Source organism: Sphingobium sp. B8D3B (genome assembly GCF_025961875.1).
Classification (GTDB): domain Bacteria; phylum Pseudomonadota; class Alphaproteobacteria; order Sphingomonadales; family Sphingomonadaceae; genus Sphingobium.
On sequence record NZ_JAOQON010000001.1, the window covers coordinates 759,090 to 770,821 of the forward strand.

General features: G+C 65.5%; 10 protein-coding genes. 4 read left to right on the forward strand and 6 right to left on the reverse strand.

Going from position 1 to position 11,732, the window contains the following annotated elements; all coding sequences use genetic code 11:
• Positions 1-38: 38 nt before the first annotated feature.
• Positions 39-3,500: a transcription-repair coupling factor gene (gene mfd, locus M2343_RS03505; protein ID WP_264575618.1), complete on the reverse strand. Its 3,462-nt coding sequence runs from the start codon at positions 3,498-3,500 to the stop codon at positions 39-41.
• A 184-nt stretch (positions 3,501-3,684) separates the two neighbouring features.
• The gene (locus tag M2343_RS03510) at positions 3,685-3,951 is read right to left on the reverse strand and encodes a succinate dehydrogenase assembly factor 2 (protein ID WP_264570630.1); all 267 of its coding nucleotides are present in this window, start codon (positions 3,949-3,951) and stop codon (positions 3,685-3,687) included.
• A 97-nt stretch (positions 3,952-4,048) separates the two neighbouring features.
• Here M2343_RS03510 and recG point away from each other — a divergent pair, with 97 nt between their 5' ends.
• A complete protein-coding gene (gene recG, locus M2343_RS03515) occupies positions 4,049-6,115 on the forward strand; it encodes an ATP-dependent DNA helicase RecG (RefSeq protein ID WP_264575619.1) in 2,067 nt (688 codons plus the stop codon).
• A gap of 3 nt (positions 6,116-6,118) precedes the next feature.
• Here recG and M2343_RS03520 read toward each other — a convergent pair whose 3' ends face one another.
• The 3 genes from M2343_RS03520 to tyrS form a co-directional block, all read right to left on the reverse strand.
• Positions 6,119-6,475, reverse strand: a complete 357-nt coding sequence (locus M2343_RS03520) for a hypothetical protein (RefSeq protein ID WP_264575620.1) — start codon at positions 6,473-6,475, stop codon at positions 6,119-6,121.
• Between the two features lie 31 nt (positions 6,476-6,506).
• Positions 6,507-6,833 carry a PilZ domain-containing protein gene (locus M2343_RS03525; RefSeq protein ID WP_181559932.1) on the reverse strand — a complete coding sequence of 109 codons (327 nt, stop codon included), beginning with the start codon at positions 6,831-6,833 and terminating at the stop codon, positions 6,507-6,509.
• A 96-nt stretch (positions 6,834-6,929) separates the two neighbouring features.
• Positions 6,930-8,159, reverse strand: a complete 1,230-nt coding sequence (gene tyrS / locus M2343_RS03530) for a tyrosine--tRNA ligase (RefSeq protein WP_264575621.1) — start codon at positions 8,157-8,159, stop codon at positions 6,930-6,932.
• Between the two features lie 63 nt (positions 8,160-8,222).
• Between tyrS and M2343_RS03535 the strand changes: the two genes are divergently transcribed.
• The 3 genes from M2343_RS03535 to M2343_RS03545 are packed head-to-tail and all read left to right on the forward strand — an operon-like array spanning position 8,223 to position 10,866.
• Positions 8,223-8,777, forward strand: a complete 555-nt coding sequence (locus M2343_RS03535) for a DOMON-like domain-containing protein (RefSeq protein ID WP_264575622.1) — start codon at positions 8,223-8,225, stop codon at positions 8,775-8,777.
• A complete protein-coding gene (locus M2343_RS03540) occupies positions 8,774-9,979 on the forward strand; it encodes a DUF1343 domain-containing protein (protein ID WP_264575623.1) in 1,206 nt (401 codons plus the stop codon). Before M2343_RS03535 ends, M2343_RS03540 begins: the two co-directional genes overlap by 4 nt.
• A gap of 56 nt (positions 9,980-10,035) precedes the next feature.
• Entirely contained in the window at positions 10,036-10,866 is an 831-nt protein-coding gene (locus tag M2343_RS03545; RefSeq protein WP_264603914.1) for an EamA family transporter, read from the forward strand.
• 19 nt (positions 10,867-10,885) lie between these two features.
• Here the strand turns inward: M2343_RS03545 and M2343_RS03550 are convergent, their stop codons facing one another.
• Positions 10,886-11,566, reverse strand: a complete 681-nt coding sequence (locus M2343_RS03550) for a DUF6975 family protein (RefSeq protein ID WP_181559927.1) — start codon at positions 11,564-11,566, stop codon at positions 10,886-10,888.
• Between the last annotated feature and the right edge of the window lie 166 nt (positions 11,567-11,732).

Genomic DNA, 11,732 nt, shown 5'->3' on the forward strand with positions numbered 1-11,732 from the left:
CACATACCACATCGCGCGCTGTCACGGTGATCCCCCCCTCAACCAATACTCTTAGCCAACCCCTGGCTCAACTTAAGCGCCCCATTCAACCGTGCCTTGGGGTCGCCCCAGGCGCGCTGGATGACCAGCTTGCTGTCGGGCCGCAGCTTTGCGATGGCGCCCAGTTTCTGGACGTAGCCGATCAGGCCCGGAAGATTGCGGCACTGGTCGTTCTGGAAGCTCACCAGCGCGCCGCGCGGGCCGATGTCGATCTTGGCGATGCCGGCCTTGCGGCAATTGAGCTTCACGTCGATTAGGGTCAACAGATTCTGGGTAGGGTCCGGTAGCGGGCCGAAGCGGTCGATCAGCTCGGCGGCGAAGGCCTCGATGGCGCCCTTGTCCTCCAGCTCGTTGATGCGGCGATAGAGGCCCATGCGCAGGTCGAGATCCGGCACATAATCCTCCGGGATCATGATCGGCGCCTCGACATTGATCTGCGGCGAGGACTTGTCCGGTGCCGGGGCGAGCGCGGCACCGCCGGCCTTGGCTTCCATGATCGCCTCTTCCAGCATCGACTGGTAAAGCTCGAAGCCAACCTCCTTGATGTGGCCGCTCTGCTCGTCACCGACGAGATTGCCCGCACCGCGAATGTCGAGATCATGGCTCGCAAGCTGGAAGCCGGCGCCCAGCGTATCGAGATCGGACAGGACTTTGAGCCGCTTTTCGGCCGTCTCCGTCGTCAGCCGATCGGCAGGGGTCGTCATATAGGCATAGGCGCGCGTCTTGGATCGACCCACGCGGCCGCGCAGCTGGTAGAGCTGCGCGAGGCCGAAGCGATCGGCGCGATGGATGATGATGGTGTTGGCGCTAGGGATATCGAGACCGGATTCGACGATGGTCGTCGAGAGCAGCACATCATATTTGCGCTCGTAGAAGGCGGACATGCGCTCCTCGACCTCGCTGGCCGACATCTGACCATGCGCGGAAATGGCGCGCACTTCGGGCACCTTTTCGCGGAGGAAATCCTCCATGTCCGGCATGTCCGAGATGCGCGGCACGACGAAATAGGTCTGCCCGCCGCGATAATGCTCGCGCAGCAGCGCCTCGCGCAGCACCACGTCATCCCACGGCATGACATAGGTGCGCACGGCGAGGCGATCCACCGGCGGCGTCTGGATGACGGACAGCTCGCGCAATCCGCTCATCGCCATTTGCAGGGTGCGCGGGATCGGCGTTGCGGTGAGGGTGAGGACGTGGACGTCCGCCTTGAGCTGCTTGAGGCGCTCCTTGTGGACCACGCCAAAGCGCTGCTCTTCATCCACGATCACCAGCCCGAGCCGCTTGAACTCGAGCCCCTTGGTCAGCAGCGCGTGCGTGCCGATCACGATGTCGATGGTGCCGTCGGCCAGGCCATCCTTGGTCGCTTTGGTCTCGGTGGTGCCGACAAGGCGCGAGAGGCGCCCGACCTTGAGCGGGAAGCCGCGGAACCGCTCCTCGAAATTGAGGTGATGCTGGCGCGCGAGCAGGGTGGTCGGGCAGATCAGCGCAACCTGCGCCCCGGCCATTGCGGCGACGAACGCGGCGCGCAGCGCGACCTCCGTCTTGCCGAAGCCGACATCGCCGCAAACCAGCCGGTCCATCGGCTTGCCGGCGGCCAGATCGTCCAGCACATCGCTGATCGCGCGGTCCTGATCCTCGGTTTCCTCATAGGGGAAGCGGTCGACAAAGGCGGGGTAGCCGGCGCTCTCCACCTCATAAGCAGGGGCGGCACGCAAGGCGCGCCGGGCGGCGGTGGCGAGCAGCTCTCCGGCGATTTCCCGGATGCGCTCCTTCATCCGCGCCTTGCGGCGTTGCCAGGCCTCGCCGCCGAGCTTGTCCAGCGCGACCGCATCCTCGCCCGAACCGTAGCGCGAGAGCACGTCGAGATTCTCGACCGGCACGTAGAGCTTGTCGCCGCCGGCATAAGCCAGCGCCACGCAATCATGCGGCGATTTGCCGACCGGGATCGAGGTCAGGCCCTCATAGCGCCCGATGCCATGATCGACATGGACGACGAGATCGCCCGGCGTGAGGGTAGCAAGCTCGGCAAGGAAAGCGTCCGCGCTCTTGCGCCGCTTCTGACGCCGCACCAGACGATCGCCGAGCATGTCCTGCTCGGTCAGCACCTCCAGTTCGGCATTGGCAAAGCCGTGATCGAGCGGCAGCACGGCCAGCGCGACGCGGCCTGCGGGCGCGCCAAGCGCCTCTTGCCAGCTATCCACCAGCATGACGCCGCGCACTTTATGATCTTCCAGCAAGCCCTTCAGCCGCTCGCGCGCGCCGATGGAATAGCTGGCGATGATGCGTTTGCGGCCCTTGCGCTGGCTTTGTTCCAGATGCTTGGCCACTGCCTCATAGACATTGCCGCCCTGCGCCCGCTCCGGCGCGAAGTCGCGGGCGCTGTCCACGCCGAAATCGAGCACATGGGCGCTCTCGGGCTCGTGGAAGCTGGAGGTGAGGTGGATCGGCAGCGCCTCGATACTTTGCGCCCATTGATCGGCAGTCAGATAGAGCTGATCCGGCGCCAGCGGGCGATAGCTGCCCGGCGAGGCGGCTGCGGCGGTCGTGCGGTTGGCGTGATAGTCACGGATCGCCTCGAAGCGGGCTTCGGCCGCGCCAGCGGTGCCGCCCTCGCGGATCCACAGCGTCCCCTCCGGCAGATGTTCGGCGAGCGGGACGAGCCGGTCCTCGAACAGCGGCAGCCAATGCTCCATGCCGGCTAGACGCCGCCCGTCGCTCACCGCCTGATACAGCGGATCGCCGGTGGCGGTCGCGCCGAACATCTCGCGGTAGCGGCTGCGGAAGCGCTTGATGCTCTCCTCATCGAGCAGCGCCTCGGAGGCGGGCAGGAGCATGAAGCCATCGACCGCACCGGTGGTGCGCTGCGTCGCGGGATCGAACCGACGCAGCGTCTCGATCTCGTCGCCGAAGAAGTCGAGCCTCAGCGGGCCGGGTTCGCCCGAGGGATAGAGATCGACGATGCCGCCGCGCACGGCATATTCGCCGGCGTCATGCACGGTATCCGTGCGGACATAGCCGTTGGACTGGAGCAGGCTGACCAGCCGGTCGATGGCGATCCGCTCGTTCGGAGCCAGGCGCGCGACCATCTGGCGGATGCGAAAGGGCGTGAGCGTCTTTTGCGTGATCGCATTGACGGTGGTGATGACCAACTGCGGCCCTTTAGGCGTGCCCTGCAGGGCGTGCAGGCCCGCCAGCCGCTCGGACGCGGCGCGCAATGAAGGGGAGGCGCGGTCGTAAGGCAGGCAGTCCCAGGCGGGAATGCTCACCACCTCCAGCTCGGGCGCGAAATAGCGGACGGTCTGCGCAATCGCATCGGCCATCTGGCCGTCTGCGGCGATGAAGCAGGCGCGCTCCTTCGCCGCGCGGGCGAGGTCCGCCAGCAGAACCGGAAGGAACCCCGCAGGCACGCCGGACAGGGTGAGCGGCGCCGTGGCCGAGAGGATGCGGGAAATGTCGGTCATTAGTGTGTTCGACTCTGCCTTCCGTTCGTGTCGAGCCCTTCGACTGCCCGCAGGGCGGGCGCTCAGGATAAACTTCAGCCAGAGGCTGAACTCGAGACACGGGTAGCACTATAGGGGCGGTATTATCCTGCGGGTTCTCGACTACGCTCGAACCGAACGGAGGTGGCGGGGCATGAGAGAAATCTCACTTCGCAATCGGAACATAATCAAGCCTGCGCATCGCTTCCATCATCGCGCCTTCGTAACGCGCGGGGCAGGGAAGAGTGCCGATGGCCCAGGCCATGATGTCGACATCCTCTTCCTCGAGCAGCGCCTCGAACAGATCGGCTTGTTCCTGCGTGAAGCTGGCGGCGTGGGCATCAAAGAAGCCGCCGATCATGAGATCCGCTTCCTTCGTGCCCCGGTGCCAGGCGCGGAATTTGAGGCGGCGCAGGCGGGTCTCGTCGATCATGTCCGGTCCTTTTCGCGCGGCGCTCGGGTGCGCGATTTATCATGATTGGCCGGCGGGCACTTTTCCGGCCCTCCAGCTTCGACTAGGGCAGATAGCGATGCGGCCCGATATTCTCAATCCGCTGTTCACGGAAAGCACGGCGCTCAAGGGCGTGGGGAGCGCTTCGGCCAAGCCGCTGGAGCGCCTGGGCCTTACGCGCGTGGTCGACCTTGCCTTCCATTTGCCGGTGAGCTGGATCGAGCGGCAGCGCGTCCGGCGGCTCGCGGAAGCCGAGACGGGGCGGATGGTCGCGCTGGTGCTGACGGCGCAGGAGTATCGCGCGTCCGGCACGGCACGCGCGCCCTTCCGCATCCGCGCCGTGGATATGGCCGGCGATCCGGTAAGCATCGTCTATTTCGGCAAGAACAGCGGATGGCCGCGCAAGCTCTTCCCGCTCGGCGAGCCCCGTTTCGTCTCCGGTCGGCTCGATCAGTTCGGGGACGACTTGCAGATCGTCCACCCCGATCATGTGGTGCCGGTGGAAGAGGCGGGGCAGGTTGCCGATTGCGAGCCGGTCTATGGGCTTTCGGACGGCATCACCAATGGCCGGCTGCGCGATCTTGTCGCGCAATCGGTCGAGCGCGGACCGGCGCTCGATGAGTGGATCGAGCCGGGGCTGCGCGCCCACAAGGGCTGGCCAAGCTGGCTGGAGGCGCTCAAGGCCACGCATGAGACGCCGGGCGCCAAGGCCGCGCGGGAGCGGCTGGCCTATGACGAGGTGTTCGCAAGCCAGCTTGCACTGATGCTGCTGCGCGCCTCGACCCGCCGCCGGCGTGGGTTTCCGCTGGCCGGGGACGGGCACCTGCGCAACGCCTTGCGCCTCCCGTTCGCGCCGACCGGCGCCCAGCGCCGTGCCTCCGCCGAGATCGAGGGGGACATGGCGCAGGCGGTGCCGATGCTCCGGCTGCTGCAGGGCGATGTCGGCTCGGGCAAGACGCTGGTGGCGCTGATGGCCCTGCTCAATGCGGTGGAAGCCGGCGCGCAGGCGACGTTTCTGGCGCCGACGGAAATTCTCGCACGCCAGCATTTCGCCAGTCTTCAGACGATGCTGGCCGGCCTGCCGGTGAACGTTGCGATCCTGACCGGGCGGGACAAGGGCAAGGCGCGCGAGTCGACGTTGATGGGGCTGGCGGATGGCAGCATCCATATCCTCGTGGGCACCCATGCGATCTTTCAGGAGGCCGTGACCTATCGCAACCTCGGCCTCGCGGTCATTGACGAGCAGCATCGCTTCGGCGTGTCGCAGCGGCTGATGCTGACGGCCAAGGCGGAACTGACGCCGCATCTGCTGGTGATGACCGCCACGCCCATTCCCCGCACGCTCTGCCTCGCGCAATATGGCGATATGGATGTCTCGCGGCTGGATGAGATGCCGCCCGGCCGCCAGAGCATCGACACGCGGGTGATCGGCGATGACCGGCTGGAGGATATCGTGTCCGCGCTTGGCCGCCATATTGCGGCGGGGCGTCAGGCCTATTGGGTGTGCCCGCTGGTGGAGCAGAGCGAGGATGGCGACGAGGCAGCGGCGGAAGCGCGCGCCGCGCTGCTCAAGGCGCGGTTCGGGGCGGATGTCGTCGGCATGGTCCACGGGCAGATGCCCGGTCCGGAGAAGGACGCGGTGATGGAGGCCTTCTCGCGCGGGCAGCTCAAGCTGCTGGTCGCGACGACGGTGATCGAGGTCGGCGTGGACGTGCCCAATGCCACGCTGATGATCGTGGAAGCGGCGGAGCGCTTCGGCCTCGCGCAATTGCACCAGTTGCGCGGGCGCGTGGGGCGGGGCGATCAGCGCAGCTTCTGCATGTTGCTGCACGGGAGTAATTTGTCCGAAACAGCGCGCTCGCGTCTCGCCCTGATGCGCGAGACCAACGACGGCTTCCGCATCGCAGAGGAAGATCTGAAATTGCGCGGGGCTGGCGAAATCCTCGGCACGCGCCAATCCGGCGAGCAGCGCTTTCGGCTGGCCAGCCCGGAACAGATCCAATCGCTGCTGGATGCCGCACATGACGATGCCCGTCTGCTCATGGACCGCGATGGCGGGCTGGCCTCCCCGCGCGGACAGGCCGCGCGGCTGTGCCTTTATCTGTTCGAGCGCGATGCGGCGATCAGTCTGCTCGCCAGCGGCTGAGCGTCAGCCCTCGGTGTGGGGCCGGGTGATGCATGCCAGAATATCGAGATAGGCCCGCGCATCGATAGGCTGGAGGAATTGCGCGCCAAAGCATCCCCGCAGGCTCCAGCGGATTTGCGCGTCCTGCGTGGTGATGAGCGGCAAGCGAAGGGCGACCGGTTCGCCGCGTTCGAAGCGTGCGAAACCGCAGCGGGCCTGAAATCCCCAGACCGAAAAGTCGATCAGCTCGACCTCGATGGGGTCCGCGCCGCGCGGCCGCGATACATGGGTCTGGAAGGAGATGGCATCGCGTGAAACGACGCGGCGCCGGCTGTGACTCAGCTCGGATCGGACAGCCCGGCTCCACGCTTCGTCGCCCATCGTTCAGGCTCCGGCGCGGTTGGCGTGAGGGTCAGCGGCCGGGATGATCGGGGCCCTTCAGCCGCAGGAGCATGATGTCATACTCCTTGTCCGCGATCGCTGACTCGAATTCGACACCGAGGCGCGCACTATTCGCCCAGATCGCGCGCCCCCGCAACATACCGATCTGCGGCACATCGATGGTGAGGCTTTCGCCGATCGACACCAGTTGATCGCAGCGGATCATGCAGCCGCTCGGCGAAATGTTGATGAGCACGGCCGGCGATGGCGGGAGGGTGCCGCCCCAGATCTGCACGGGGCTTTCCACGGCGTCCCGTTCGTAGCGGCGCGGCTCGTCCATCGAGAAGGCAAACGTCATGGATCAGACTCCCAGTCGGAGTCTGATCCTGTCAGTCACCGGTAAACATCTGATAAACTCGGTGTAATCGAGGTGCGAACGCCCCGCTCCGGCAGCTTAGCGGCTGAGCAGCGCATGCCGCTTCTTGCCGAGGCTGAGCTTCACCGGCGTCTCGCCAATCGCGATCAGATGCTTTTCATCGCGCACCGGCTCGTCGTCGACGCGGACGGCGCCCTCAGCGATCTTCCGGCGCGCCTCGCCATTGGAGGCGGCCAGCCCGGCCTGGGTGAGGGCGGTGACCAGGGCGATGCTGCCTTCGGCCACGTGAACGGTGGGCAAATCCGCCGCCGCCGCCGCGCCTTGCTCGAAGGTGAGGCGGGCGGTTTCCGCAGCGCTATCCGCAGCGGCCCGGCCACGGCAAAGCGCCGTTGCCTCATTGGCGAGGATCTTCTTGGCCTCGTTGATCTCCGCGCCTTGCAGCGCTTCGAGCCGCCGGATTTCGTCCATCGGCACATCGGTGAACAGGCGCAGGAACCGCCCGACATCGCGATCGTCGGTGTTCCGCCAGAACTGCCAATAGTCGAAATGCGGCAGCATCGCCTCGTTCAGCCAGACGGCGCCCGCCATGGTCTTGCCCATCTTGCCGCCATCGGCTGTGGTGATGAGCGGCGTGGTGACGCCGTAGACTTCCGTGCCATCCACCCGGCGCGAAAGCTCGATGCCGTTGACGATATTGCCCCACTGGTCCGATCCGCCCATTTGCAGCCGGCAACCCGCGCGACGGGAAAGCTCGAGGAAGTCATAGGCCTGGAGGATCATGTAATTGAACTCCAGGAAGCTCAGCGACTGCTCGCGATCCAGCCGCAGCTTGACTGAATCGAAGCTGAGCATCCGGTTGACGGAGAAATGCTGGCCGTAATCCCGCAGGAACGGCAGATATTCGAGCGCATCGAGCCACTCGGCATTGTCGGCCATGATCGCGTCCGTGGGACCATCGCCGAAGGTCAGGAAGTTCTCGAACACCGTCTTGATGGACGCGATGTTGCTGTTGATCGTCTCGACGGTCATCAGCTTGCGCGCTTCATCCTTGAAGCTGGGGTCGCCAACCTTGCCGGTCCCACCACCCATCAGCACGATGGGCTTGTGGCCGGTCTGTTGCATGCGACGCAGCAGCATGATCTGCACCATCGAGCCGACATGGAGCGAGGGCGCGGTGGGATCAAAGCCGATATAACCCGGAACGACCTGCCTGGCGGCGAGCGCATCCAGCGCGCTTGCGTCAGTAATCTGGTGGATATAGCCCCGCTCTTCGAGCAGGTTCAGCAGGTCGGACTTGTAGCTTGTCATGATCGCCCTTTGGGAAGCGCGGGGTTATTGAAACGCGGGGGCGCTTAGCATGGGATGGGAAGGATGAGTAGTATTTTGGCCCGCGCCGCTCTGGTCTGCCATCCGGATACGCCCTGCGATGCGCTGGCGGCGCTGGGCATGCAGATTGAGCTGACCGACGATCATGGTTGGGAGATCGGCTTCGTGGCCATGGGCCGGATTGCCGATCTGCGTCTGCCCGAGGCCGCACCAGGCATTCATACCGATGAGCTATGGCGCACCACCTGCTTCGAGCTGTTCGTGGCGGAGGACGATGATGCCTATGCCGAGTATAATTTCTCGCCCTCCGGCGCCTTTGCGGCCTATCATTTCGACCATTATCGCACCGGCATGAGGCCCTTCGAGATCCCGGCGCCGCGCATCGTGCAGGCGGCAGATGCCGAGCGGCTGTCACTGTCCATCCGCTTGGCCGAGGACGCTCTGGTCTGGGATCGATCAGGGGCGATCGGCGCCAGCGCGGTCATCGAGGAGGCGAACGGGACTCTGAGCTATTGGGCGCTGGCGCATCCACCCGGACGGCCAGACTTTCACCACCGGGATTGCTTCGCGCTGCGGCTTCCGCCAGTGGACCGGGCATGAGCTTTCTCACCGGTCTCGATCGCCTGCTGGCCGACCCCGCGCTGCGTGCGCCGCTTGCCGGCCAGCGCGTCTGTCTGCTGGCGCATCCAGCTTCCGTCACCGCAGACCTGACCCATGCGCTCGACGCGCTCGCGGCCTGTGGCGACATCCGGCTGACTGCCGCCATGGGGCCGCAGCACGGCCTGCGGGGCGACAAGCAGGACAATATGATGGAATCGCCGGATTTCATCGATCCTGCCCACGGCATCCCGGTGTTCAGCCTGTATGGCGAGGTGCGCCGGCCGACGGCGCAGATGATGGACTCGGCAGACGTGTTTCTCGTCGACCTGCAGGATCTGGGTTGTCGCATCTACACCTTCGTGACGACTTTGCTCTATCTGCTCGAAGCGGCGGAAAAGGCCGGCAAGAGCGTGTGGGTGCTGGACCGGCCCAATCCCGCCGGGCGGCCCATCGAGGGTCTGACGCTGAGGTCAGGCTGGGAGAGCTTTGTCGGTGCCGGGCCGATGCCCATGCGCCATGGCCTCACCATGGGCGAGCTGGGGTACTGGTTCATCGCACATTTCGGGCTGAACGTGGATTATCGCGTAATCGCGATGCAGGGCTACGCGCCCGAGGCGGCGCCGGGCTTCGGCTGGCCCACTGAGCGCATCTGGGTCAATCCCAGTCCCAACGCGCCCAATCTCAACATGGCCCGCTGTTATGCCGGGACGGTGATGCTGGAAGGCGCGACGCTATCGGAAGGCCGGGGGACGACGCGCCCGCTGGAGCTATTCGGCGCGCCGGATATCGATGCGCGCAAGGTGATCGGCAAGATGCAGGCGCTGGCCCCGCATTGGCTGGACGGATGCACCCTGCGCGACTGCTGGTTCGAGCCGACCTTTCACAAGCATGTCGGCACCTTGTGCGCCGGCGTCCATATCCATGCCGAAGGGCCGGCTTACGCGCATCAGGCCTTCCGCCCATGGCGGGTGCAGGCACTGGCCTTCAAGGCGATCCGGGCACTGTACCCAGACTATCCGCTCTGGCGCGATTTTCCCTATGAGTATGAGCTTGGCAAGCTGCCCATAGACGTGATCAACGGCTCGCCCTTGCTCCGCGAGTGGGTGGATGATGGTGCGGCGACGCCAGCGGACCTCGATGACCTTGCGGAGGCTGACGAACGTGCCTGGGCGGAGACCCGCGCGGCACATCTGCTTTACTGAGCGGCGGGAGGATGAAGGGTGGCTCAGAACCGGCGGCGGGGCTGGCGCTGTTGCCGGTGCTGGCTGTGGTCGGATCGACGGCCTGCTTCCAGTTCGGGGCGGCTTTCGCCAAGGGGCTGTATCCCTCGGTCGGGCCGATCGGCGCGTCAGCCCTGCGCATCCTGTTCGCGGCGCTCATTCTGCTGGTGTTGGTCCGGCCGTGGCGGGCGTGGCCTGCGCGGCCGGACTGGCTGGCGCTGCTTGGCCTTGGTACCTGCGTTGCGGGGGCTATTCTCTTTTTCTACCTCGCCATCGCGCACCTGCCGCTGGGCATCGCAATCTCCATCCAGTCTCTAGGGCCATTGACGCTCGCCGCCTGCATGGCGAAGCGTGCCCTCCACTTGTTATGGGTCGCGCTGGCGGGCCTCGGCATCTGGTGCCTGGTGGGTGCCGATAGCGCAAAAGGCGCGCTGGAACCGGTGGGACTGTTGTTCGCGCTCATCGCTGCAGCCTGCTGGGCAGGCTACATCCTGTGCGGCCGCAGGGTTGCAACATCATTCGGCGCCGGGGGGGCGGCCTTGTCGCTCTGCGTGGCCGCGCTTCTCGTCGTACCGGTGGGCATGATGCAGAACGGGGTGGGGCTCTTCGCGCCCGCCTTGCTTCCGCTCGCGCTGCTGGTGGCGATCCTGTCCGCAGCCATTCCCTTGTCGCTGGAGCTTTATGCGTTGCCGAGGTTGCCCGCCCGTAACTTTGCGGTGCTGACCAGTCTCGAACCGGCCTTCGCTGTTCTGGCCGGGCTGTTTATGCTGGGCGAACGTCTCAGCGCCATCCAACTCGCCGGCATCGCGATGGTGGTGACGGCCAGCATGGGGTCGGTGATGAGCAGGAGAAAGGCCATGCCGGCATAAGTCCGGCGTTCAATCGATCTTACTGGCTGCTCTGTCGCGCGCCAGCCCTGGCCTTGAGCAAGTTCCACATGCCGCGATGCTGCACGAGCAACTGATCGGCGCCGAATTGCACGGCACGCGAGAAGCGCTCGACCTGGGGAAGGTCGTCCAGCAGAGCCACCGTGTCAGACTGGCTGGGGAGGGTGGTTTCGGCCGGCTCAATGCCGAGGCTGAGCGCACCGACGTCGAGGATCTTGCGGATGGCCTGCCATTCCAGCACCAGCGTGATCGCCGTGCCGAGCGCGCAACCGCGCCGTTCGGACTGAGCAAGCATCTCAATGGCATGGCTTTGCTGGGCGATGGCCGCAGTCGCCTCACTATGACGCGGCGTGCTCGGCACCGGCCCGGCCGCAGCGCAGAGGCGATGCATATAGTCGCGTTCTTCGGCAAAGGCGCTGGTCGAGCGGATCAGCCAATCGCGGGCGACCGGCTCTGCGGTGTGAACAGCGGCATGATCGACAACGCCCGGGATCTGGCCGTGGAGCAGAACGAGAAGGTGGATGAAGTCCGCAAAGTCGGCCGAGTGCCGCGCAAAGGATATCCGCTCGCCGGCCAGCACGGGCGCGCAGTAGGAATGTGTCGCGGACCCTTCGCTCTCCACAAGCGCAAGCACTCGGGCGGAAAGGCCGGTCTCAACGAAATCAAGCGGGCGCGGGTCCATATCAAGCCTTAGAATGCCGAACCGACGGGCCGGCAATTTTCCCCGCCGCGATGTAACGCGCAGGAAGTTAACAAGATGTTGAAAACGCTCCAACCAAGCAGCGCGAGCCTGTTTTATTTCAGAGTATTAGCTCGGTCGCACAGGTCGCGCAGGCGCATGCTAAGGT